Source organism: Aeromonas sp. QDB17 (assembly GCF_027705305.1).
Classification (GTDB): domain Bacteria; phylum Pseudomonadota; class Gammaproteobacteria; order Enterobacterales; family Aeromonadaceae; genus Aeromonas; species Aeromonas caviae.
The window spans coordinates 18,344-41,859 of sequence record NZ_JAPDBP010000031.1 but is presented as its reverse complement, the minus strand read 5'-3'; the positions used below and the strand labels follow the sequence as shown (position 1 = coordinate 41,859).

The following is a 23,516-nucleotide window of genomic DNA, read 5'->3' as shown; positions in this document are numbered from 1 at the left end:
GGAGCGAATTCGTTCTGGCAACCCCTCCTCTGCAATAAAATTGCAAAAATCGGCACTTTTTTAGTTATTCATATCCAGGCACAGCTTTTATACAAACTTATCCACAGAAACCTGTGTCATCTTGCTAGAATGGCCGAAAACAAGGAGGCCAAGATGGACTTGCGACTGAGACCTTACAAGGGAAAATGCCCGCAACTGGGCAAACGGGTATATGTAGATCCCTGTGCCACCCTGGTGGGGGATATCCAGCTGGGTGACGATGCCAGCATCTGGCCCATGGTGGCCGCCAGAGGGGACGTCAACCATATCCGCATCGGTGCCCGCAGCAACATTCAGGACGGCACAGTGCTGCACCTGACCCGCAAGAGTGCCAGCAACCCCGGCGGCTATCCGCTGCTGATAGGTGAGGATGTCACGGTCGGTCATAAAGCCATGCTGCACGGTTGCACCATAGGCGACCGGGTGCTGGTCGGCATGGGTGCCATCCTGCTGGATGGGGTGATCGTTGAAGACGATGTGATGATCGGGGCGGGCAGCCTGGTGCCACCGGGCAAGCGGCTCGAGGCCGGCTTTCTTTATATGGGCAATCCCGTCAAGCAGGCCCGCCCTCTCAAGCCGGCCGAGATCGCCTTCCTCAAAATCTCGGCCGACAACTATGTGCTGCTCAAGGATGAATACCTGCAAGAGGCCTGACCCTGCAGCCACAAACAGGAAGCCCGGCATGATGCCGGGCTTCTCTTCTTATATAGCTATGTGACCATCAGGCAGGATCAGTGGGCCTGATCCCAGTTGTCACCGGTGCCCGCTTCCACCACCAGCGGCACATCCAGTTCGGCCGCACCCGACATCTTCTCCTTGATGAGGGCGATGTACTCCTCCAGCTTCTCTTCGCGGATCTCGAACACCAGTTCATCGTGCACCTGCATCAGCATGCGGATCGACTCGTCTTCAATCCCACGGATCCAGTCATCCACGTTGATCATGGCGCGCTTGATGATGTCGGCGGCCGTACCCTGCATAGGTGCGTTGATGGCGGCCCGTTCGGCAGCTTTACGCAGACCGGCGTTACGGGACTTGATGTCCGGCAGATAGAGGCGGCGACCAAACAGGGTTTCGACATAACCCTGGGCCTCCGCCTGCTGGCGAGTGCGCTCCATGTACTCCAGCACCCCCGGGTAGCGCTCGAAGTAGAGATCCATGTACTTCTGCGCTTCGGCGCGACCGATACCCAGCTGCTTGGCCAGACCGAAGGCGCTCATGCCATAGATGAGACCAAAGTTGATCGCCTTGGCGCTGCGGCGCATGTCGCTGGTCACCGCATCGAGCGCGACCCCGAACACCTCGGCGGCGGTCGCCTTGTGGATGTCCTTGCCCTCGGCGAAGGCGGTCAGCAACCCCTTGTCACCGGAGAGGTGGGCCATGATGCGCAGCTCGATCTGGGAGTAATCCGCCGCCACCAGCTTGTAACCGGCGCACGGAATGAAGGCCTGCCGAATACGGCGCCCCTGTTCGTTGCGTACCGGGATGTTCTGCAGGTTGGGATCGGTGGACGAGAGCCGACCGGTCGCCGCCACCGCCTGATGATAGGAGGTGTGCACCCGCCCGGTCTGCGGCTTGATCATCAGCGGCAGCTTGTCGGTGTAGGTGGACTTGAGCTTGGCCAGCCCACGGTGCTCCATCAGCAGTTGCGGCAGCTCATAGGTCTCCGCCAGCTCGGCCAGCACCTCTTCCGCAGTGGATGGCGCTCCCTTGGGGGTCTTTTTGATGATCGGCAGCCCCAGCTTGGTGAAGAGGATTTCACCCAGCTGCTTGGGCGAGGAGAGATTGAACTCCTGCCCGGCCAGCTCGTGGGCCTGCTTCTCCAGCTCTGCCAGACGCACTTCGATCTCCTGGCTCTGCTGATGCAGCAGCTTGGGCTCGATGGTGGTACCGAGTCGCTCCATCCGCGCCAGCACCGGCAGCAGCGGCAATTCGATCTCGCTGAATACCTTGGCAAGGCCCGGCTCGGCAGAGAGCTTGCCCCACAGCGCCTGATGCAGACGCAGGGTGATGTCGGCATCTTCCGCCGCGTAAGGAGCCGCCTGCTCCAGTTCGATCTGGTTGAAGGTGAGCTGCTTGACCCCCTTGCCAGCAATGTCCTCGAACGAGATGGTCTCGACGTTCAGATATCTGCGAGCCAGGGAATCCATGTCGTGGCGGCTGGCGGTAGAGTTGAGCACATAGGACTCGAGCATGGTGTCGTAGGCGATACCCTGCAGCTCGATGCCGTGGTTGAGCAGTACGTTGCGATCGTACTTGAGGTTCTGCCCCACCTTGAGACGGGTCGGATCTTCCAGCAGCGGTTTGAGCTTGCCGAGTACCACGGCCTCGGTCAGCTGCACCGGCGCCCCCAGATAGTCGTGGCCGAAGGGCACATAAGCCGCCTTGCCCGGTTCGATGGCAAAGGAGACGCCAACGACCCGCGCCTCCATATAGTCGAGACTGGTGGTCTCGGTGTCGAAGGCAAACAGCGGCGCCGCCTGCAACCGTGCCAGCCACTCATCGAATTCGGCCTCATCCAGGATGCAGCGATAGTCGGTTTCGATGGCGGCTGCCGGGGCGGCGCCTTCCTCATCACCTGCGGCTTCGCTCTCCTCGCCACCAGACTCCAGTTCTTTGATCAGGTTGCGCAGCTCATACTCGCGATAGACCGCCAGCAGGGCCTCTTTGTCGATGGGGCCAAGCTGCAGCTCTTCCAGACTCTGCTCCAGCGCCACGTCGGTCTTGATGGTGGCCAGCACATAGGAGAGGCGCACCTGCTCTTCCTGCTCGCGGAACTTGTCGGCAAACGCCTTGGAGCCGCGGAAGCCGAGCGCCGCCACCTTGTCGAGGTTGGCGGCAATCTCGTCGATGCTGCCTATCCCCTGCAACAGGGCCAGTGCGGTCTTCTCGCCGACACCGGTCATGCCGGGAATGTTGTCCACCTTGTCCCCCATCAGCGCCAGGTAATCGATGATGAGCTCGGGCGGTACGCCGAACTTCTCGATCACCCCTTCCCGATCGGTCTTCACATCCTTCATGGTGTCGATCAGGGTGACATGGTCGGAGACCAGCTGCGCCATGTCCTTGTCGCCGGTGCTGATGAGCACAGGCAACTGTTTCTCGGTCGCCTGACGGGCCAGGGTGCCGATCACGTCGTCAGCCTCCACCCCTTCGACCATCAGGAAGGGGAAACCCATTGCCTTGATCATCTGGTGAATAGGGGCGACCTGGCTGCGCAGATCGTCCGGCATGCTGGCGCGTGTTGCCTTGTATTCGGGATAGATGTCGTCGCGGAAGGTCTTGCCCTTGGCGTCGAACACCACGGCCACGTGGCAGTCGGGGTACTGCTTGCGAAGGCTGCGCATCATGTTGGCCATGACACGGACGGCGCCGCTAGGCAAGCCGGTCGAGGTGCGCAGATCGGCCTGCTGCGAGGCAAAGAAGGCGCGGTAAAGATATGAAGATCCGTCGACCAGAATAAGAGGATTGCTAGAGGCCATGAAAATCGTCCTGCCAAGAATAAACAGCCGCTAGGATGCCACAGGGCCCGCACCACACCAAGGGGACTCCCACCATCACCCCGGCGCACCGGTGGGGCATATTGCTGTGGATAACTCTGTGCTCAAAAATGGCACCATTGCATCACGACCGTGACAAATCTGTGGATTAAAACAAAAAATATCTTTTAAAACAATATATTGAGATCATGAAAACTCAACATGACGCACGCATCATGATCTCGATCAATGTGGAAAAAAATTCAAGAGGGGTGCTGAGGCAGGATCCAAAACGAAACAATCCTAGCACAGGGAGATGACTTGACCAGCGGAGGTCGAACGATAACCATACAAAAGTACAACAATCTACCCTGGCTCACATTTTCAACAACGAGGAGTCTGTCATGAAAAAAGTGGCCGTGATCTTGAGTGGTTGTGGCGTGTTTGACGGCGCCGAAATCCACGAGGCCGTCATCAGTCTGCTGGCGCTGGCCCGTCAGGGAGCATCCGTTCAATGCTTCGCCCCCAATGTCCCTCAGCTTCATGTCATCAATCACCTGACCGGCGAGGTCAGCGAGGGAGAGAGCCGCAACGTGCTGGTCGAGGCGGCCCGCATCTGCCGCGGCCAGATCAGGGATGTGGCTGAACTGGATGCAGCCGACTTCGACGCCCTGCTGGTGCCGGGCGGCTTTGGCGCCGCCAAAAACCTGTGTGACTTCGCCATCAAGGGCGCAGAGTGCCGCATCCAGCCGGATGTGCTGAAGGCTTGCCAGAGCTTTGCCAGAGCCGGCAAACCGGCCGCCTACATCTGCATCGCACCGGCCATGATCCCGCTCATCTATGGGGCAGGCACCCTGGCCACCATTGGCAACGACGAGGGCGCCGCCAACGCCATCGAAGCCATGGGTGGCAGTCATCTCGACTGCCCGGTGAGCGAGTTCGTGGTGGATCAGGAGCGCAAGGTCATCTCCACTCCTGCCTACATGCTGGCCAACAATATTGTGGAGGCGGCGGACGGCATCGAGAAGACCGTCAAACAGCTGCTGGCACTCTGATTGCCCGGCAGACCAAAACAAGCGGGCCGCTCAAGGAGCGGCCCGCTTTCATTCCGGTCAGCAGCGACAGGATCAGATGGCATCGCCCATCTGGTCCATCTTGCCCAGCAGGGCACGCAGACGCTCTTGCCAGGCAACGTGCTCGTTGCGCAGTTGGTGGTTCTCGTCTTGCAGCTTGCTGTTCTGCTCTTTCAGCTCGTCCAGCTCCATCTTCAGCAAGGAGATGTTGTCGACGGCGGATTGTACTTTGGATTCGAGTTGCTCAAGGACTTCTAGTGACATATGCATACCTGTATGTTCAATTGCGATGCCCCACAGAGGGCGATTCAAGCGCGTGGCGCCAGCATACCCTGATGCGCTCGGCACAAACAAGCCAGCACGTTGCAAAATGCGCCCTGCGGCCCGGTATTGCTTAAATATGCGTCGGTTTTTCTCGCAGGCAGCAGGAACCTCGATCCCGGGCGTCCGCCGTGGCATAACCCGCCCTCCTGCCGATGCCGTCATCAGCCATGCAAGGCGATGAAGCTCCCCATCATCAGACAGGCCACGGCGTACATCAGCAGGCCGTAGAGCAGGTTCCAGCGCAGCAGCAGCCCGGCGCTCAGGTTGTAGCGGGACGCCAGCGCCAGATTGGAGCCGGAGAGCGGGCTCGTCCCGGTCGCCAGCCCCCACCCCATGAGGAAGCACATGCCAAGCAGGCTGGGATCCGGTGCCAGCGGCCAGAGCAGCGGCGCCACCCCCGAGATGCTGATGAGAGGATGCACGCCCACTATGGCCACCAGGAAGATCAGCAGCAGGGTCAGGCAGGCTTCCAGCCAGCCGAAGTGGTTGAACAGCGGCAGGCCGTGGCCACTGCCAAAGTCCAGTACTGACAGCGCGCTGTTGATGCCAGCCGCCAGCAGGCCGGCCCCCAGAAACAGCACAAGCTGGCCACCGATGGCCGGGAAGCGCTCCACCACCTGGCGCTTGAGAGCTGCCCCTCGCCCCGCTTGCGGCATGAACAGCAAGGCCAGCAAGGGCGCCACCAGGGCGATCACCGCCAGAATGCTGAGTCCGGGCCAGAAACGGTGGATCACCAGCACCAGCAGTGCCAGGGTCACCGGTAGCCCCAGGGTCTGGAGCCGCAGCGGATAACCTTCAAAGGTCTCCACGCCGAGCCGCTCTACCTGCCAGGCTGTCAGCCCCATGGCCAGCAAGGCCGCCAGTATGCCAAAAGGCAGTATGCTGCCCAGTTGCAGACCCGGTGCATAGGTGAGGGCCACCGCCATGGCGACGAAGAAGGGGGACCAAAACGCAGCCGCACAGAAGATCCGGCTCAGCACCATGACCTGACGCCGCTCCAGCGTCCCGTTGCGCTCCAGCCGATCGCCGATGATGAAGAGCACCGAAAGATTGATGACGGCCCCCAGCAGATTGAGGCTGGCCATGGTGCTCCACAGCCCCTTGCGACCGGACCAGGAGGCGGTGCCGGTCAAGAGGCCGGAGGTAGCCAGATTGAGGGTGCTCACTGCGGCAAACATGGTCAGCATGTTGATGTTCGGCAAGAGCCAGTCACCTGGGCTGAGGCTGGCCCCTCGCCACCAGGAAAAGAGCAGCAGCAGGAGCGCCGCGCCGTAGAGGGCCAGCGCCTGACGCCGTGCGGCCCCCACCAGCCAGGGCCAGGTGAGCAGGGAGGCGGCCCAGGCCGCGATGGCGGCGGGCCAGGGGGAGAAGTCCAGATAAAGGTGCAGCAGGTTGAGCAGCCACATCCCCAGGATCAGAAAGCCTGACCAGCGCTTGACCATACAACGGCCTCGGTCAGGGGATCAGAGGCACTGATCCATGTCCAGGGAAGGTTTGTCGCACTCGGGGCGGCCCACAATCCTGGCGGGCACGCCAGCGACCGTGGTGTGAGGCGGCACCGGGTTGATCACCACGCTGCCGGCACCGATCTTGGCGCCGACGCCCACCTCGATGTTGCCGAGGACCTTGGCCCCCGCCCCTATCATCACCCCTTCCCGGATTTTGGGGTGGCGATCACCACTCTCCTTGCCGGTCCCTCCCAGAGTCACACTCTGCAGGATGGAGACGTCGTTCTCGATGACGGCGGTTTCCCCGACCACGATACCGGTGGCATGGTCAAACATGATGCCCTTGCCGATGCGGGCGGCCGGGTGTACATCCACGCCGAACACCACGGAGATCTGGTTTTGCAGATAGAGCGCCAGGGCACGGCGTCCCTGACGCCACAGCCAGTTGGCCACCCGATACCCCTGAAGAGCATGGAATCCCTTGAGGTAGAGCAGCGGGGTGGAGAAGAGGTCGACCGCCGGGTCGCGATCCTGCACCGCGCAGATGTCGGCGGCCACTGCGGCCAGCAGCTCGGGCTCGCTGCGCAGGGCCAGCTCGATCACTTCCCGCAAGGCGATGGCAGGCATGGTGGTGCTGTCGAGCTTGTTGGCGAGCTGGAAGCTCAGCGCCGAGCGCAAATCCCGGTGATTGAGAATGGTGGAATGAAAGAAGCTGGCCAGCATGGGCTCCTGGGCCGCCATGCTCTGCGCTTCCTGCTGAATTTTTTGCCAGGTTCTGGCAACCAGATCATCCATGTTGCAGCCTACTGTTGTTCAGGGTGAGTGCTTTGTCGTTCTTTTGTCAGCACCGAGATGGGGTCCATGTGAATGATCACATCCATCCGCTCGAAGGCCTGGCGGACGGCCAGTTCAGCCTCGTCGGCTATCTGATGGGCCCTGACCAGAGGCAGTTGATCATCGAGTTCCAGATGCAACTGCACGAAACGGGTCGGCCCGGATTGGCGGGTACGCAGGTCATGTACGCCATGCACCCCCTCTACGGCACAGCAGAGGGCCATTATTCTCGCTTGTTCCTCCTCTGGCAACTGACGATCGAGCAGGGCCTGCACCGATTCGTAACCGATATGGACGGCCCCCCACACCAGGAACAGACCGATCAGAATGGCAAACAGGCCGTCGGCCCAGTACCACCCCTGCCCCGCCAGCACCAGTGCCACCAGCACGCCGCCATTGAGCAGCAGGTCGGAACGGTAGTGCAGCATGTCGGCCTTGATGGCCACACTGTTGGTCTTGCGGATGACAAAGCCCTGGAAGCTCACCAGCAGCAGGGTCAGCACGATGGAGCCGACACTGACCCAGATCCCCGCCTCCAGGCGCACCACGGGCACCTGATTCAGCATCGACGAGATGCCGTGCATCACCAGCAGCAGGGCGGATCCCGAGATGAAGGCCGACTGCACCAGACCCGCCAGGGACTCCGCCTTGCCGTGGCCGAAACGATGCTCTTCGTCGGCAGGGGCCAGCGCATAACGGATGGCCAGCAGATTGATGAGAGAGGCGCTGATGTCCATGAAGGAATCGGTCAGGGATGCCAGCAGGCTGGATGAATCCGTCATCAGCCAGGCGATCAGTTTGCCCAGGATGAGCAGGGTGGCGGTGGTCACAGCGGCCATGCTGGCCAGGGTGACCCAGCGGGAATAGTGTTGGTGGCTCAAAACCGGCTTTCCTCCGACGCGTAAAAACTTATTATACCCTGACCCGGACGTCAGTTTGGCGTGCAAAATCAACAGAGTGACTCCCAGATGAACAAAATACTCCTGGTCGACGACGATCTCGAACTGACCCAGCTGCTCACCGAAATCCTGACCCTGGAGGGGTTTGAGGTCACCGTCGCCGAGGATGGGGAAGAGGGATTGCAGCGACTGGCAGAACAGGCTTTCGACCTGGTGCTGCTGGACGTCATGATGCCCAGACTCAACGGTTTCGCGATGCTGACCCGGCTGCGCAAGACCCACGACACCCCGGTGTTGATGCTGACCGCCCGTGGCGACAGCCAGGATCGGGTCAACGGGCTGGAGGCCGGTGCCGACGACTATCTCGCCAAGCCGTTCGACGACAGGGAGCTGCTGGCCCGGGTGCGCGCCATCCTGCGTCGAACCCAGAGCCAGGCTCCCCAGCGCGGCGGTAGCTCGGAAGAGGTGCGCTTCATGGATCTGGTGCTGCAGCCCGGCCTGCAACAGGCTCGCTGCGACGATCAGTTGCTGGAACTCACCGCCACCGAGTTCGGCCTGCTGGAGTGCCTGCTGCGCAATCCGGGCCAGATCGTCAGCAAGGGCCTGCTCTCCGAGCAGGTGCTGGGCAAGAAGCTCGAACCCTTCGATCGGGCCATCGACATGCACCTGAGCAACCTGCGCAAGAAGCTGCCGGAGCGGGCCGACGGCCAGCCCCGCTTCAAGACAGTGCGGGGACGAGGCTACTTGTGGCTGGAGCAGGCATGAAATCGGCCCGCACCTTCAACGGCCTTTCCACCCAGATCTTCCTCTGGTTCTGGTTCATCCTGCTGCTGGTCGTGGCCGCGGTGGTAATCCTCCCCACCCTGGACCCCCGCAACATCATCCCGCTGCCGGCCCACGAGATCACCCGTCTCAACAACAACCTGGCGGCGCTGCAACGGGGCGCGGATCCCGAGCAGGATTTCGATCTGGCCAAGGCCATCGATGCCGCGGGCCTCTTGCCGGTGGACAACATCTATCTACGCGATGCCAAGGGGCAGATGCAGTCCAGCACCCGGCTGAGCAAGTTCGTGATCCGTTTCATGCTCGACTCGGACAACCCGGCCAAGCCCATGCTGGGCAGCGAACACCAGCGCGCCATCGCCGGCCCCTTCCAGATGGTCCATCACGGCCAGACCTATCACGTCTATTTCGGTCTGAACGTCGAAAACTCCTACCTGTTCCTCTTCATCCAGATCCTGGATCACCCCATCCAGATCCTGGGCATCGCCATGCTGGTCAGCACCCCGCTCTGTCTGTTGCTCGCCTGGCGCCTGACCCGCCCCATACTGCAGTTGCAGCAGTCGGTCTCCCAACTCGCCCAGGGCAACCTGGAAATACAGATCCCCAACCTGGGGCGGCGCGACGAGATAGGCCAGCTGGCCGAACATGTCAGTCGCATGGTCGACACCCTCAAGGACATGATCCAGAAGCAGAAGCAGTTGCTCTCCGACATCTCCCACGAGCTGCGCAGCCCCCTGACCCGCATCCAGCTCGCACAGGCGCTGATCCGCCGCAAGCAGGGGGACAGCGCCGAGCTGGCGCGCATCGAAGGGGAGATAGCCCGGCTCGACAAGCTGATAGGGGATCTGCTGGATCTGTCGCGGGTGCAGCAACATGTGGAGGCGCCAGTGACGCTGCCCCTGGCGGAGCTGCTGGAGCCCATCCTGGACGACGCCATGTTCGAGGCAAACCAGAACGGCAAACAGCTCAGGCTCCCTTCCCTGCCCGCCGAATCCCTCACCATGTGGCCGGAACTGTTGGCCCGCGCCCTGGAAAACCCGCTGCGCAACGCCCTCAAGTATGCCCGCGAGTTCATCAAGGTGGACTGGTACCGGGAGGGACGGGAATGGGTGATGACCATACGGGATGACGGCCCTGGCGTGCCGGTGGAGCAGCAGCCCCGGTTGTTCCTGCCCTTCTTTCGGGTGGACGATGCCCGCAACGCCAAGACCGGGGGCACTGGTCTCGGCCTTGCCATCGCCGCCGAGGCGATCCAGCGTCATGGGGGGACCATCCGGGCCAGCAGCAATCAGCCGACCGGACTGGTCATCACCATCCGCCTGCCCATGCCCTGACCTCCCCCTTTTCATCGACACGGGTGCTGGGTATGCTGGCGCCCGTTTCGCACCAGCCCAGGATCCTTCCATGCTCGATATCGTGCTCTACCAACCGGAAATCCCCCCCAACACCGGCAACATCATTCGCCTCTGCGCCAATACCGGCTACCGGCTGCACCTGATAGAGCCCCTGGGGTTCGAGTGGGATGACAAGCGGGTCAAGCGGGCCGGGCTCGACTATCACGAGTTTGCCGACGTCAAGCGCTGGCCTGACTATGAGGCGTTTCTGGCGGCCGTCGCCCCCCAACGGGTCTTTGCCTGCACCACCAAGGGACGCACCGCCCACTCGGCGGCCCGGTTTGCCCCCGGTGACGCCCTGCTGTTCGGGCCCGAGAGCCGAGGCCTGCCCATGGAGATCATCGAGAGCCTGCCATTCGAGCAGCGGCTGCGCATTCCCATGCTGCCCCAGAGCCGCAGCATGAATCTGGCCAACGCCGTCGCGGTGTTCGTCTACGAGAGCTGGCGGCAGTTCGACTATTCAGGCTCGCTCTGACCGCTGACGATATTGGCAAGACGGCCAGGATTCAGACTGACTGCGCCGTCTCCTGCCCCGCCAGCAGCCGTCCATCACGCTCCAGTCGCCAGCAGAGCCAGCCCAGCGTCAGGCCACGACCGGCCATCAAGGCACTCATGGCGGCCCACAGGGCCGCCACACCCCATCCCTGGCAGAACCACCAGATGGGAAAGAAGCCGGCAAACACCGCCACCAGCATGCTGTTGCGCATCTCCCGGGCCCGAGTGGCGCCGATAAAGACCCCGTCCAGCAGGAAGCACCAGACCGCCAGCAGCGGCATGGCCACCAGCCAGGGGAGCTGACGTTGCGCCTCGGCGATCACCGCCGGTATGTCGGTAATGTGGCGGATGAGCCTGTGGCCCCCCAGGGCAAACGAGAGGGTGAATGCCAGGGCGATCAGCAGCGCCCAGCCCAGATTGAGGACGATGGCCTCTCGCAGCAGCGGCCGATCGCGCCGCCCGATGGCGCGCCCTACCATGGCTTCCACCGCATAGGCAAATCCATCCAGCCCGTAGGAAATCAGCATCAGGAAATTGAGCAGCACCGCATTGGCGGCCACCGCCACATCCCCCAGCCTGGCCCCCTGCAGAGTCATGAACACGAAGCAGAGTTGCAGGCACAGGGAGCGGATGAAAATATCCCGGTTCAGGGCGAGCAGCCGCAGCAGGGCCGGCCACTGGCGCCAGCGCTGCCAGGCGTTGTGCCACACCCCGGGATCAAGTCGGCGCAGATGCCGGCTCACCAGCCAGAACCCCACCCCGAGCGTGCTGTAATCCGCCAGCAGGGACGCTGCGGCCACCCCTTTCACCTGCCAGCCCAATCCCAGCACGAACCAGGCATCCAGCACCATGTTGACGAGATTGCCCAGGATCAGCAGCAGCATGGGACTGCGTGCATCCTGCATGCCCAGCAACCACCCCATGATGACCAGATTGCACAAGGCCGCCGGAGCGCTCCAGACCCGCACCGACACATATTGACCGGCATAGGTCTGTACCTCGGAAGAGCCGCCACCGAGGGCGATGATGGCCGGCAGGAACGGCAACAACAGGAGCAACAGCGCCATGCCCAGTCCTATCGCCAAGCCCAGGGCCCGCGCCAGGGTGTCGAGCTGCCCTTCGGCATGGGCTGCACCTTGAGCCTGGGCGGTCAGCCCTGTGGTGGACATGCGCAGGAAGCCAAGCAACCAGAACAGCAGATTGATGAAGGTCGCACCGACCGAGACGCCGCCGAGAAACCAGGCCTGGCCAAGATGACCGATCACCCAGGTGTCCACCAGCCCCAGCAAGGGCGTGGTGACGTTGGAGAACACCATGGGCAGGGCCAGGGCGAAGACGGCTCTGTGGCGGCGAGGATCCTTCAGCCAGGCGGGAATCAGCATGGTGCGCGCCGGGCTCACTCGCCAGCCAGCCGCACGATGCGCGCGAAGTCGGCCACCATGGCCTGCATGTCCACGTGGGGCACCTCACCCGGTGCCACTTTGGGTCGGAAGGTGGCCACCAGCTTCCCCTCGGGGTTGATCAGCACGATGGAGGCGGAGTGGTCGATCAGGTAGTCCTTGCGATCCCCTTCCACGATGGAATAGACCAGCCCCAGATTGCGGACCAGAGGAAAGAGGGCACTGTGAGGTGCGGTCGCCGCCTTGAACTCGGGCTCGAAGAAGGCGGTATAGCTCTTCAGGCGGGCGCTGTCATCCCGCTGGGGATCCGCCGAGATGAATACCACCTGGCTAGTGGGGGCTATCTTCTTCAACGCCGGATAGACGCTGCGCAGATCCGCCAGCGTGGTCGGACAGACATCCGGGCAGTAGGTGTAGCCGATGAACAGAAAGCTCCAGTGTCCCGTCAGGTTGGCAGGGGTAAAGGGCTGTGCATCCGCATCCGTGAGGGTAAACGGGTTGATGTCTCGCCCCGCCGGGTAGTAATCGGCCTGTTCCGGCACCGCGGGCTGACTCCAGTAATAAGCCGCCGCAATGGCGCCGATGAACAGCAACAGCAGCAGGTAAAAGCGTGGTTTAACCATATAAAACAAAGCCTTGCTTATGTTAGAAGCCCAGGGGGCAAAACCGGTAGGGGTCATTGTAACCCGCCTGCCCCCGCCGATGGCTAGTCTTGCATCCCGGCGGGAAAGCGTCTGTGCCATGGATAAGCCGCATCGGCGCCAAAACAAGAGCCCCGCTCTGGCGGGGCTCTTGTTTGTACAGGAGAGGGATCAGGGCCGCAGCCTGTGCTGCGGCTGGGCACGTCTCAGGGGGACGCGCAGCGGGATGACGGGGGCAGTCCAGGGCTCATCCGGCAATCCGATGTCGTGATGACGGCGAAACAGACGAACCAGGCGGACAATCTTGTCTTTGGGGCACCCAAGCCAGATGGTCCAACCATCTCCCTTGTGATAGACCCAGAGCGCATAGAACCATGTCATCCGACTGCCCTTGATGAATCGGGTGATGGAAGATGCGGGCGCTGCGGCCGGCACCGGATCCCACGGCGAGCTTGAAGCCATACCTGTCCTCCTTGCTCAACAGGTCACGCTGACGGGTCTCTTTGTCCCCAACGACGAACCAACCACGGCAGCGTACTGACTGTACGAGTCCCCAGTCTGAGGCGACTCTCCCTTATGCGCACCGACCCGGCGATCATGCATCCCTGCCATGGCGTACTGCCCGGTGCGACTCCCCCTTCCCTGATCACCGACCATGACAGGGGCCTTATCAAAGGATATATCCGAAATGCATGTCGTGCGGCGAGACTATGTGCACAGGAAGGAGAAGCGAAAAGGTGGGGAGGGAGATGCCATCGGCAGATGAAAATGAAGAGGCCTCCCGCAGGAGGCCTCTTCATCGCATCGGATGCTTACATCCAGTCGGCGTTGCGGATCACGCCGACCGCCAGGCCCTCTATGGTGAGGTGCTGACTGGCGAGATCCACCTCGATGGGGGAGAGCTCTTCGTTTTCCGGCAGCAGCCATACCTGGCTGCCCTTGCGCTGGAAGCGCTTGACGGTGACGTCCTCGTCCAGACGTGCCACCACGACCTGGCCGTTGCGTACCTCCTGGGTCTTGTGTACCGCCAGCAGGTCCCCGTCCATGATGCCGATGTTCTTCATGCTCATGCCCTGCACCCGCAGCAGGAAATCTGCCCGCGGGTGGAACAGGGCGGGATCCACCTGGTAATGGCTCTCGATGTGTTCCTGGGCCAGGATGGGTTCCCCGGCCGCCACCTTGCCGATCAGTGGCAGGCCGTTTTCTTCAGGCTGCACGTCCTCTTCTTCGAGCAGCAGACGAATGCCGCGGGACGTGCCCGGCATGATCTCGATGACCCCTTTTTTGGCCAGGGCCTTCAGATGTTCTTCGGCCGCGTTGGCCGACTTGAAGCCAAGCTTCTGGGCAATCTCGGCGCGAGTCGGCGGCATGCCGGTCTCGTTCATGTTCGCCTTGATGAGCTCGAGTACTTCAGCCTGGCGAGGGGTAAGGGGTTTCATAGCATGGGCACCTGTCTTTTTATACAGCACACTGGCAGTATATACAGTGCTGGGGCCAAGGCAAGGCGCAACTGGCATTTGTCGCGACCCGACGCACATTTGCCCCTCCCCCCGCTCTGAAGTACCGACTCATCGTACCTCTCGGCGACAAGCAGTCGGTGATTTGCTATGCTCACGCCGCATTTTTTTGGAGAGCAGACGCACATGTCCCTTGGACAGAAGATTTCCAGAGCCATCCTGCAATGGCCGGTCAGCGGCTTGGTCAATCACAAGAGCCTGCCGGAAAACCCCATCACCGAGCTCAAGCTGGATCCGGCCAGACCCATCGTCTATGCCCTGAAGACCAGCTCGATCACCGACCTGATGACCCTGCAACAGTGCTGCGAGGATCTCGGCCTGCCCGGCCCCTTCACGCCGCTGGAACTGAACGGTCAACTGCTGCCACGCTACGTCTGTCTGGATCGTCCGCCCCCCCTGTTCGGCACGCGCAACAAGCCACTCCCCTTCCTGCAGGAGTTCCACCAGTTGCTGGACCTGCACAAGCAGGATCCGGCGCTGGACATCCAGGTAGTACCCGTCACCCTGTTCTGGGGCCGCGCACCGGGCCGGGAAGGCGAGGAGGCCTCCGGCTGGAACATCATCAGCAGCCTGGCGCCAAACCGCCTGAAGAAGGCGCTGATCGTGATCCTGAAAGGGCGCGAGAACCTGGTGCGCTTCTCCCCGCCCCTCTCCCTGCGCTACATGGCGGACAAGCACGGCACCGACGAGGCCATCGCCCACAAGCTGGCGCGGGTGGCCCGCACCCACTTCAGCCGCCAGCAGCTGGCCGCCACCGGACCCAAGTTGCCGAACCGCAACCTGCTGTTCAAGCAGTTGCTGGATTCCAGCGTGATCCAGCAGGCCATCGAGGAGGAGGCCAGACGGGAAGGGATCAGCCTGGAGAAGGCGCAAAAGCGTGCCCACGGCTACATGGACGAGATCGCCTCCAATTTCTCCTATCGGTTGATCCGCCTCGGGGAGAGTTTCCTCGGCTGGCTGTGGAACAAGCTCTATCGCGGCCTCTCGGTCAACGGAGCAGAGCAGGTGCGTCAGCTGGCCCAGGAAGGGCACGAGATCGTCTACGTCCCCTGCCATCGCAGCCACATGGATTACCTGCTGCTCTCCTACGTCATCTACCACCAGGGCATGGTGCCGCCCCACATCGCGGCGGGCATCAACCTCAACTTCTGGCCGGCGGGCCCCATCTTCCGCCACGGCGGCGCCTTCTTCATCCGCCGCACCTTCAAGGGCAATCCGCTCTACAGCACGGTATTCCGGGAGTACCTCAACCTGCTGTTCGCCAAGGGCTACTCGGTGGAGTTTTTCACCGAGGGTGGGCGTTCGCGTACCGGTCGCCTGCTGCCCCCCAAGACCGGCATGCTGGCGATGACGCTGCAGGCCATGATGCGCGGGCTGGACAGGCCGGTCACCCTGGTGCCCGTCTATCTGGGTTACGAGCACGTGATGGAGGTGAACACCTACCACAACGAGCTCAAGGGGAGCCGCAAGGAGAAGGAGAGCTTCCTGCAGGTGCTAGGCATACTGCGCAAGCTGCGCAACTACGGCCGTGGCTTCGTCAACTTCGGCGAGCCGCTGACCCTCAACAGCTACCTCGGCGAACATGTGCCCACCTGGAAGGAGAGCATCGGCCGGGAGGAGCGTCCCGAGTGGATGGCCTCCACCGTCAATCAGCTGGCCGAGCTGCTGATGACCCGTATCAACGATGCCGCCGCCGTCAACGGCCTGACCCTGAGTGCCCTGGCCCTGCTGGCCGCCGAGCGCCACGCCTTGACCCGGGACGAACTCCAGGCCCAGCTCAACACCTATCTGGACCTGCTCAAGCAGGTTCCCTACAGCCCGCACAGCACCATGCCGGACGAGGACGCCAGGACCCTGCTGGAGCAGGCGATGGAGCTCAACAAGTTCGAGGTGAGCGAGGACAAGCTGGGCCAGATCATCAGCCTGGACCGCTATCAGGCGATCCTGCTCACCTACTACCGCAACAACATACTGCACCTGTTCGCCATGCCCTCCCTGGTGGCGGCCCTGATCGAGCGGTGCGAGGGGATCTCCCGCAGCGAGATCGTCGCCCGCTGTGTCGACATCTACCCCCTGCTCAAGACCGAACTCTTCCTGCGCTATGAAGAGGACGAGCTGCCGGAGCTGATCGATGCCCTGCTGGCCGAGCTGTTGCGCCAGCAACTGGTCGAGGCCCGCGACGGCGGCTACTGGGTCAACCCCGGCAACCAGATGCGCCTGCTGCTCTTGGCCGAAAGCATCCAGGAGACCCTGCAACGCTACGCCATCGTGCTGACCCGCATGCTGGCCCAGCCCCACATCGAGGCGGAGCAGCTGGAAGCGGACGGCCTGATGATGGCGGAACGCCTCGGCACCCTGCACGGCATCAACGCCCCCGAGTTCTTCGACCAGAAGCTGTTCAGCACCCTGATCCACACCCTGCGCAGCGAAGGTTATCTGGATCCGGGCTGCAAACCGGATCTCGGCCGCTTCCAGGCATTGGCCGACAACATAGTGCCGCTGCTTAGCAACAAGATCCGCCGCACCATCCAGGCGGGCAACCGGCTCTGAGGCGTCGACACCCAACAAAAAGGCCGCATCATGCGGCCTTTTTTCATCAAGGAAGGGGGCGGGTTAGAGGTAGTGAACCATCACCCCGAGCAGCACCAGCGCCCCCACGTAGTTGTTGTTGAGAAACGCCTGGAAGCAGGCTTCCCGCTGCCGCTCCCGGATCAGTCGCTGCTGGTAGACGAACAGCGCCGCCGCCCCCAGCAGCCCCCAGTAATAACCGGATCCCAGCCCCATCAGCTGCCCGACCCCCAGCAGGATCAGCAGGGTCGCCAGTTGCAGCGCGCCGATGATCCGCTTGTCGTGGCGGCCGAACAGGATGGCGCTCGATTTCAGGCCGAGCTTGAGGTCGTCATCCCTGTCCACCATGGCGTACTCGGTGTCATAGGCGATGGTCCACAGCAGGTTGGCAAGAAACAACAGCCAGGCTTCCGGCGGCAGGGCATTGGCCTGGGCCGCATAGGCCATGGGAATGGACCAGGAGAAGGCCATGCCGAGCACCAGCTGGGGGATGGGGATGAAGCGCTTCATGAAGGGGTAGCAGACTGCCAGCAGCAGACCGGCAAAGGACAGGCTGATGGTGAGCGGGTTCAACGTCAGCACCAGGGCGAACGAGAGAAGCGCCAGCACGGCAAACAGCACCAGCACTTCCCGCTCGGCGACCCGCCCCATGGGCAGCGGTCGCCCGGCGGTGCGTTTCACATGACCGTCGAAGTTGCGATCCGCATAGTCATTGATGACACAGCCGGCGGAGCGCATCAGGAAGACGCCCACCACGAACACGGTCAGGATCCAGGGGTCAGGCAGGCCACCAGCCGCCAGACAGAGCGCCCACAGGGTCGGCCACAGCAGCAGCAGGGTACCGATGGGCTTGTCGATGCGGGCCAACTGCGCATAGGCCAGTCCCCGCTCCTTGGTTAACAGCTTCACTCCAGCTCCTTATCCGATGGCAACGAATGAGACGATAGCGAGGGCAGGAAAAGTTCATGGACCAGCAGTGGCCATTGCCCCAGAAACAGGCGGGAACGACGCCCCCAGACGGTGGCGGCCGGACACCAGGGATTGCTCGCTATCTCGAAACAGGCCAGTTGCAGGTGATCCCGCCGCGCCGGTGCCTCACCGAAAATGCGCTCTCCCAGCGGCTGCTCTCCCAGATCCTGCAAACCGCCCCCCTGCAAGGCCGCTTCGGCAAACAGGGTCCAACCCAGGATGGCAGGCCCGCCATCACCGTGCAGGATCACCTCGCGGCACATGCCCACGGGGGCCGACACCGCCACCAGCGCCTGCTCGTCCACCGTCAGCGACACGGCGCGATTGCCGAGCAGTTGCACCGAGAGGTGATGATTGTAACGACGCAGGCGCCGGGTCATGGAATCGGCCTCCAGCAACCAGGGACGCAGCGCCTCGGGTGGTTCGCACTCTGCAGGCGCCCGCCACGGGACGAGCTGGACGAGGGGAACAGTCAACTCGGACTTCACAGCTTCACCATCCGGAGATTTCCGTTGTCAGGTTAAAAACCGGTTTATTATCCGTAAATCAATGGCGAATTGTAAGAACATCCGTGCTTGACGGCCCCGATTGCAGCATCAAAAATGGGGCATCCGTCGCTGCCGAGCCATCCAGATGAAGATCTTCAGAATTCTGCTGCTGTCCCTGGGGTGTACCCTCTTGAATACACAGGCCTTCGCCAATGAGGAAGAGGCCACCGATCCCGCCTCCTCCGCCGTCCAGCCGGGATTCGCCTATCACGCTCTGGATCCGGACATCATCACCAACTACCTTGGCGACGGCAAAACCCTCGGCTATGTACGGGTGACGGTAGAGCTGATGGCCACGGACGCTGCCGACCTCAAGTTGCTGGAGCAGCACGACCCCCTGATCCGCGACGCCATCATCCGGCTGATTGGCAGCAAGACGGGCGCACAGATCAAGTCCCTGGTGAACCGGGAGGAGCTGCGCAAGGAGTGTGAGGCCAAGGTCAACGAGCTGCTGGTCAAGGAGACGGGCAAGAAGGCGGTCCGCGAGCTCATCTTCACCAAATACCTGTACCAGTAACCACACCGGGAGGGGTCCTGCCCCTCTCACCCGTTGCATTCACTGTCGAGGACGTCATGGGTCACAAGACGCTGTGTGAGTGGCGCCGTCACGAGATCCCCGCCGATCTCAAGACGCTGCGCAAGATTGTGCGCAAACCCAAATTCGTGTGTGGCAAGTGTGCCCGCAGCGCCAATGACAAGGATTACCTGTGCCAGCCGCTGCGGCTGAAACATAAGGAAGGGTAGGTCCCTCTTCTCACGAAGAGATTCACGCAAGATTTCAGAAGAGAGAGGAAGGCTGATTTATTGATCAGTCCAGCCATGGCGACCCTGTTCAAACAGGCGACGGGCCTGCACGTCGTTGGGACAGACGCCGCGATACTCCTCTCCCGACCGTCCTGCCAGATAGAGATGCTCGGGTCGGCAATACCAGGCCAGCCCCTTCTGGCGACCCAGCTCCCAAAGGGCAACGTCCACTTTTTCCCCGCACTGGGTCTGGTGAAAAGCCACCCTATCGCCAGCAAAACCGAGCTTGCCGTCCGCCTCTCCCACGTCGCTCCACACCTTCTCGCAAGGGTCGTCGGAGTTGGAAACACAGCCCCCGAGCAGGGCGGCACAAAACATGATGACGAGTGAGCGCATATTCATCCTTGGCGTCGTTGGAATCGTTGTTGAGCCGCTGCCTGCCTTGTACAGCGTCATTTGAGCAGTTCATTCTAACCAGCCCGCCCCATTCTCACCAAGGGCTGCCCCCCTCGCCACACAAAAAATCGGGCGGGCACCAGGCCCGCCCTCAGGCGTTACAGGGAGTCACTGATCGTCGAGAGGGTCATAGTCCTGCCAGCTCTCGTCATCCAGCTCCTCCAGCTCGTCTTCCCAGGATTCCGGCTCCCAGTCATCATCGAGATCGAAATCAGGCGTCTGCGTACCCATGCTCATTCTCCTTGGATAGTGCACCGGCCTACAAAGTCTATCCAGAATAATGGGGCTCGCCAGTGGTTCCGCTCAGAGCTTGACCAGGGTGCAGCCAGCCACCTGGAGTCATGGCTCCGGTGGCATCCACGCTCTGCTCCAACCCGGTGACAGACCGGGCGAACACGTCGGCTGGCAGTTTCCGCGCAGGGCGACGGTGCACCAACCGGGTCTTCGGTCACAACGCCTTGAACATGCTTGCCTCGCCCTGTCGTGGCATCGCTCCTCAGGTGCTCTGGCGCTTTTGCAATTGAAAATCCAGGGCGAGGCTCATGCCGGCCACCTCCTCGCCCGCCAGCTGGCGCAGGATCAGCTCCGCCGCCTCCCTGCCCATCTGGTGATAGGGGATCCTGACCGAAGTCAGCGCAGGATGACAGGCGCGCGCCACATCCAGATCGTCGAAACCGGCGATGGCGAGCTTGCCCGGCACGCTCAGATGGCGGCGCTGGCATTCGAACAGCACCCCGGCCGCCAGCTCGTCGTTGACGCAGATCAGCGCATCCAGTTCGGGCCAGCGCAGCAGAAACTCCCCCAGCATGGCCGCCCCCGTGCTAAAACTCGGCAGCTCAGAGGTATTGATGATGGCGTCCGGGGAGAGGTAGTTGTCCAGCAGCGCCTTCTGCCAGCCCTGCATGCGCTGCTGCAGCATCCACTGCTCCTGGCGGGCACAGAGAAAGCCGATGTTGCGATGACCGCGCTCGATGAGGTGGCGGGTCAGCTGATAACCGGCATCGAAGTTGGAGACCCCGACGTTCATGTCGATGGGATGGCGCGCCATGGCTCCCACCTCCACCACCGGCAAGCGGGCCGCCTGCAGGCGCTGCCGGATGACCTCCCCGGGATCCCCCCCAAACAACACCACAGCGGCCGGATTGTGCTGCAGGAAATTGCTGAGCAGGCTGGCCTCCTGCTGCTTCAGGTGCTGGGCATCCCCCAGCATGATCTGGTAGCCCTCGGCGAGCAGGGTCTGCTGCAGCCCGGCAATCATGTCACCGCAGGCGCGCTCCGCCAGGCTGGGGACGATGACCACTATGGTCTGGGAAGTGGCGGAAGCCAGCGCCCCCGCCGCCCGATTGGGGATATAGCCGAGTTCATCCACCGCCGCCTCGATGCGCTCTCGCATCTTGTCGGACACCAGCTCGGGGGTGCGCAGAGCGCGCGACACCGTCATGGCTCCCACCCCAGCCAACTGGGCCACGTCGTTGAGGGTCACCCGACCCGTGCTGCGGCGTTTTTTCGCTTCTGACATCCTTTCCCTTCCTCGGCATGCGGGCATTCACTTTAAGGCAAAAGCGGGGCACTGACTATTTGCTCAAACCGGATTTTACCTTCTTTGAGGCCGATAAGGGGCAGAATGAATCCCTTCTGTGAGAGAAATGATAGCGCTATCACAGATCAATGTTAGCGCTATCTGGTAGCGCTAACTTTCGGGATCAAGCTCACAGTTATCAAGAGGCAAGATCGCTAGATTGGCGCCATCCTATCCAGCCCGGACACTGCCATGCTGACCCAATTGCTGACCGAGGAGGTCATTTCCATCGAAGCGGGCGCCCGCGACTGGCGCCACGCCATCGAGCTGGCCACCGCCCCCCTGCTGGCCAACGGCACCATAGAGCCCTCCTATGTGGCGGCGCTCTATCGCTCCCACGAGGAGCTCGGCCCCTACTACGTGCTGGGACCGGGCCTGGCCATGCCCCACGCCCGCCCGGAAGACGGCGTCAACCGGTTGGGACTGGCGCTGACCGTGCTGAAGGAGGGGGTCAACTTCGGCTCCGAGGGCAACGACCCGGTGCGGCTGCTGGTCACCCTGGCCGCCAGCGACAGCAACTCCCACGTGGAGACCATCGCCCGGCTGGCCGAGCTGTTCATGAATGAAGAAGACGTGGCGGCCATCATGGCGGCCACCAGCAAAGACGACATCTTGCGCATCCTGGCGCGTTATTGAGTGGCGCCCTGCGCCCGACAGAGGAAGAGAACATGAAGATTCTGGTTGTATGCGGACACGGCCTGGGCACCAGCCTGATGATGGAGATGAGCATCAAGAGCATTCTCAAGGAGCTGGCCGTGACGGCCGAGGTGGATCACCGGGATCTCGCCTCCGCCGGCAGCGAGCGCGCCGAGATCTTTGTCGCCACCCGCGACATTGCCGAACAGCTGGTCAGCATGGGGGTCGACGGCCGGCTGGTATCCCTGGACAACATGGTCGACAAGGCCGCCATGAAAGAAAAACTCGCCATCGCCCTGCGCGAGCTGGGCGCACTCTAACCCCTTTGCGACTGTCTGGGCGGCCGGTGAGCCGCCGCTTCCATCTGCTTGGAGCTGACCATGGAATTTTTCAATTTTCTGATGTTTGACGTGCTGTCGGAGCCGGCCGTGCTGGTTGGCCTCATCGCCCTCATCGGCCTGATCGCCCAGAAGAAACCGGTGACCGAGTGCATCAAGGGCACGGTCAAGACCATCATGGGCTTCGTCATCCTGGGGGCTGGCGCCACCCTGGTGGTGAACTCGCTGGGCGACTTCGCCACCATCTTCCAGCACGCCTTCGGCATCAAGGGGGTCGTCCCCAACAACGAGGCGATCGTCTCCATCGCCCAGCAGTCGTTCGGCAAGGAGATGGCGATGATCATGTTCTTCGCCATGCTGGTGAACATCCTGATCGCCCGGCTCACCCCGTGGAAATTCATCTTCCTGACCGGTCACCACACCCTGTTCATGTCGATGATGGTGGCAGCCATCCTCTCCGCCGGCGGCATGAGCGGCATCCCGCTCATCGCGGTCGGCAGCCTGGTAGTCGGTGTGACCATGGTGCTGTTCCCGGCCCTCGCCCACCCCTACATGAAGCAGATCACCGGCTCCGATGACGTGGCACTCGGCCACTTCTCCACCTGCTCCTACGTGCTGGCCGGCTGGATCGGCGCCAAATTCGGCAACAAGGCCCACAGCAGCGAAGAGGTGCAGGTGCCCAAGAGCCTGCTGTTCCTGCGCGATACCCCGGTGGCCATCTCCTTCACCATGGGCATCATCTTCCTCATCACCTCCGCCTTCGCCGGCCCCGAGTTCGTCGCCAGCGTCGCCAAGGGCAAGCACTGGTTCATGTTCTCCCTGATGCAGTCCATCACCTTCGCCGCCGGTGTCTACGTGATCCTGCAGGGGGTGCGGATGGTCATCGCCGAAATCGTGCCGGCCTTCAAGGGGATCTCCGACAAGCTGGTGCCCAACGCCAAGCCGGCGCTCGACTGCCCCATCGTCTTCCCCTATGCCCCCAATGCGGTGCTGATCGGCTTCCTGTCGAGCTTCGCCGCCGGTCTGGTGGGCATGGTGCTGCTCTACCTGCTGGGGCTCACCGTCATCATTCCAGGCGTCGTGCCGCACTTCTTCGTTGGTGCGGCGGCCGGGGTGTTCGGCAATGCCACCGGCGGTCGTCGAGGCGCTCTCCTCGGTGCCTTCGCCAACGGCCTGCTGATCACCTTCCTGCCGGTATTCCTGCTGCCGGTGCTGGGGGATCTGGGCTTTGCCAACACCACCTTCAGCGATGCCGACTTCGGCGTGGTGGGGATCCTGCTCGGCCTCATCGTACGCTGATCACTCTTGCCCATCGAGGGCATGGCCGACGGTGCCATGCCCCCGCTCATCTT

Annotated in this window: 25 protein-coding genes; 11 read left to right on the top strand and 14 right to left on the bottom strand. The window is 62.3% G+C overall.

The window, feature by feature from the left end; all coding sequences use genetic code 11:
• The first annotated feature begins 153 nt into the window (after nt 1-153).
• Nucleotides 154-693, top strand: a complete 540-nt coding sequence (locus OKC41_RS19605; protein ID WP_201895270.1) for a gamma carbonic anhydrase family protein — start codon at nt 154-156, stop codon at nt 691-693.
• Between the two features lie 77 nt (nt 694-770).
• Here the strand turns inward: OKC41_RS19605 and polA are convergent, their stop codons facing one another.
• Nucleotides 771-3,521 (bottom strand): DNA polymerase I, encoded by a 2,751-nt coding sequence (gene polA, locus OKC41_RS19600; RefSeq protein WP_201895271.1) that lies wholly within the window; start codon nt 3,519-3,521, stop codon nt 771-773.
• A 401-nt stretch (nt 3,522-3,922) separates the two neighbouring features.
• Here polA and elbB point away from each other — a divergent pair, with 401 nt between their 5' ends.
• A complete protein-coding gene (elbB, locus tag OKC41_RS19595) occupies nt 3,923-4,573 on the top strand; it encodes an isoprenoid biosynthesis glyoxalase ElbB (RefSeq protein ID WP_042878992.1) in 651 nt (216 codons plus the stop codon).
• A gap of 72 nt (nt 4,574-4,645) precedes the next feature.
• On the opposite strand, the gene OKC41_RS19590 is transcribed toward elbB, so the two are convergent.
• From OKC41_RS19590 to OKC41_RS19575, 4 genes are all read right to left on the bottom strand, one after another.
• The gene (locus OKC41_RS19590; RefSeq protein WP_010672454.1) at nt 4,646-4,855 is read right to left on the bottom strand and encodes a cell division protein ZapB; all 210 of its coding nucleotides are present in this window, start codon (nt 4,853-4,855) and stop codon (nt 4,646-4,648) included.
• 221 nt (nt 4,856-5,076) lie between these two features.
• Complete coding sequence (locus OKC41_RS19585) at nt 5,077-6,357, bottom strand: hypothetical protein (protein ID WP_210557162.1); 1,281 nt, start codon at nt 6,355-6,357, stop codon at nt 5,077-5,079.
• A gap of 21 nt (nt 6,358-6,378) precedes the next feature.
• On the bottom strand, nt 6,379-7,158 hold the full coding sequence (gene cysE / locus OKC41_RS19580; RefSeq protein WP_010672452.1) for a serine O-acetyltransferase: 780 nt from the start codon (nt 7,156-7,158) through the stop codon (nt 6,379-6,381).
• Nucleotides 7,159-7,166: 8 nt separating this feature from the next.
• Nucleotides 7,167-8,078: a cation diffusion facilitator family transporter gene (locus tag OKC41_RS19575; protein ID WP_043155671.1), complete on the bottom strand. Its 912-nt coding sequence runs from the start codon at nt 8,076-8,078 to the stop codon at nt 7,167-7,169.
• 87 nt (nt 8,079-8,165) lie between these two features.
• Between OKC41_RS19575 and OKC41_RS19570 the strand changes: the two genes are divergently transcribed.
• The 3 genes from OKC41_RS19570 to trmL all read left to right on the top strand — a co-directional run bounded on the left by OKC41_RS19570 (nt 8,166) and on the right by trmL (nt 10,748).
• The gene (locus OKC41_RS19570) at nt 8,166-8,861 is read left to right on the top strand and encodes a response regulator (protein WP_010672450.1); all 696 of its coding nucleotides are present in this window, start codon (nt 8,166-8,168) and stop codon (nt 8,859-8,861) included.
• The gene (locus OKC41_RS19565; RefSeq protein WP_039041147.1) at nt 8,858-10,213 is read left to right on the top strand and encodes an ATP-binding protein; all 1,356 of its coding nucleotides are present in this window, start codon (nt 8,858-8,860) and stop codon (nt 10,211-10,213) included. Before OKC41_RS19570 ends, OKC41_RS19565 begins: the two co-directional genes overlap by 4 nt.
• A gap of 70 nt (nt 10,214-10,283) precedes the next feature.
• The gene (gene trmL / locus OKC41_RS19560) at nt 10,284-10,748 is read left to right on the top strand and encodes a tRNA (uridine(34)/cytosine(34)/5-carboxymethylaminomethyluridine(34)-2'-O)-methyltransferase TrmL (RefSeq protein WP_039041146.1); all 465 of its coding nucleotides are present in this window, start codon (nt 10,284-10,286) and stop codon (nt 10,746-10,748) included.
• A 31-nt stretch (nt 10,749-10,779) separates the two neighbouring features.
• On the opposite strand, the gene dinF is transcribed toward trmL, so the two are convergent.
• The 4 genes from dinF to lexA form a co-directional block, all read right to left on the bottom strand.
• On the bottom strand, nt 10,780-12,150 hold the full coding sequence (dinF, locus tag OKC41_RS19555; RefSeq protein WP_270672293.1) for an MATE family efflux transporter DinF: 1,371 nt from the start codon (nt 12,148-12,150) through the stop codon (nt 10,780-10,782).
• A gap of 14 nt (nt 12,151-12,164) precedes the next feature.
• Nucleotides 12,165-12,791, bottom strand: a complete 627-nt coding sequence (locus OKC41_RS19550) for an SCO family protein (RefSeq protein WP_045522510.1) — start codon at nt 12,789-12,791, stop codon at nt 12,165-12,167.
• Nucleotides 12,792-12,980: 189 nt separating this feature from the next.
• Nucleotides 12,981-13,190: a hypothetical protein gene (locus OKC41_RS19545; protein ID WP_080560358.1), complete on the bottom strand. Its 210-nt coding sequence runs from the start codon at nt 13,188-13,190 to the stop codon at nt 12,981-12,983.
• A gap of 431 nt (nt 13,191-13,621) precedes the next feature.
• On the bottom strand, nt 13,622-14,248 hold the full coding sequence (gene lexA / locus OKC41_RS19540; RefSeq protein WP_010672444.1) for a transcriptional repressor LexA: 627 nt from the start codon (nt 14,246-14,248) through the stop codon (nt 13,622-13,624).
• Nucleotides 14,249-14,452: 204 nt separating this feature from the next.
• On the opposite strand from lexA, the gene plsB reads away from it, so the two are divergent.
• Nucleotides 14,453-16,876 (top strand): glycerol-3-phosphate 1-O-acyltransferase PlsB, encoded by a 2,424-nt coding sequence (gene plsB, locus OKC41_RS19535; protein ID WP_010672443.1) that lies wholly within the window; start codon nt 14,453-14,455, stop codon nt 16,874-16,876.
• A gap of 63 nt (nt 16,877-16,939) precedes the next feature.
• Here plsB and ubiA read toward each other — a convergent pair whose 3' ends face one another.
• Nucleotides 16,940-17,803 carry a 4-hydroxybenzoate octaprenyltransferase gene (gene ubiA / locus OKC41_RS19530; RefSeq protein WP_010672442.1) on the bottom strand — a complete coding sequence of 288 codons (864 nt, stop codon included), beginning with the start codon at nt 17,801-17,803 and terminating at the stop codon, nt 16,940-16,942.
• Complete coding sequence (locus tag OKC41_RS19525) at nt 17,800-18,351, bottom strand: chorismate lyase (protein WP_042879173.1); 552 nt, start codon at nt 18,349-18,351, stop codon at nt 17,800-17,802. Before OKC41_RS19525 ends, ubiA begins: the two co-directional genes overlap by 4 nt.
• Before the next feature lie 145 nt (nt 18,352-18,496).
• On the opposite strand from OKC41_RS19525, the gene OKC41_RS19520 reads away from it, so the two are divergent.
• Nucleotides 18,497-18,928 (top strand): flagellar basal body-associated FliL family protein, encoded by a 432-nt coding sequence (locus tag OKC41_RS19520; protein ID WP_010672440.1) that lies wholly within the window; start codon nt 18,497-18,499, stop codon nt 18,926-18,928.
• A 56-nt stretch (nt 18,929-18,984) separates the two neighbouring features.
• Nucleotides 18,985-19,155 carry a hypothetical protein gene (locus OKC41_RS19515; RefSeq protein WP_010672439.1) on the top strand — a complete coding sequence of 57 codons (171 nt, stop codon included), beginning with the start codon at nt 18,985-18,987 and terminating at the stop codon, nt 19,153-19,155.
• Between the two features lie 57 nt (nt 19,156-19,212).
• On the opposite strand, the gene OKC41_RS19510 is transcribed toward OKC41_RS19515, so the two are convergent.
• From OKC41_RS19510 to OKC41_RS19500, 3 genes are all read right to left on the bottom strand, one after another.
• Entirely contained in the window at nt 19,213-19,551 is a 339-nt protein-coding gene (locus OKC41_RS19510) for a DUF2799 domain-containing protein (RefSeq protein WP_010672438.1), read from the bottom strand.
• 168 nt (nt 19,552-19,719) lie between these two features.
• Nucleotides 19,720-19,842: a hypothetical protein gene (locus OKC41_RS19505; RefSeq protein ID WP_010672437.1), complete on the bottom strand. Its 123-nt coding sequence runs from the start codon at nt 19,840-19,842 to the stop codon at nt 19,720-19,722.
• A 265-nt stretch (nt 19,843-20,107) separates the two neighbouring features.
• Entirely contained in the window at nt 20,108-21,130 is a 1,023-nt protein-coding gene (locus tag OKC41_RS19500; RefSeq protein ID WP_041212112.1) for a LacI family DNA-binding transcriptional regulator, read from the bottom strand.
• 252 nt (nt 21,131-21,382) lie between these two features.
• Between OKC41_RS19500 and OKC41_RS19495 the strand changes: the two genes are divergently transcribed.
• The 3 genes from OKC41_RS19495 to OKC41_RS19485 are packed head-to-tail and all read left to right on the top strand — an operon-like array spanning nt 21,383 to nt 23,463.
• The gene (locus OKC41_RS19495) at nt 21,383-21,826 is read left to right on the top strand and encodes a PTS sugar transporter subunit IIA (protein WP_103858482.1); all 444 of its coding nucleotides are present in this window, start codon (nt 21,383-21,385) and stop codon (nt 21,824-21,826) included.
• A gap of 32 nt (nt 21,827-21,858) precedes the next feature.
• Nucleotides 21,859-22,146, top strand: coding sequence for a PTS sugar transporter subunit IIB (locus OKC41_RS19490; protein WP_026142047.1), 288 nt, complete (start codon nt 21,859-21,861; stop codon nt 22,144-22,146).
• 60 nt (nt 22,147-22,206) lie between these two features.
• Nucleotides 22,207-23,463, top strand: coding sequence for a PTS ascorbate transporter subunit IIC (locus tag OKC41_RS19485; RefSeq protein ID WP_011704190.1), 1,257 nt, complete (start codon nt 22,207-22,209; stop codon nt 23,461-23,463).
• Nucleotides 23,464-23,516: the final 53 nt, after the last annotated feature.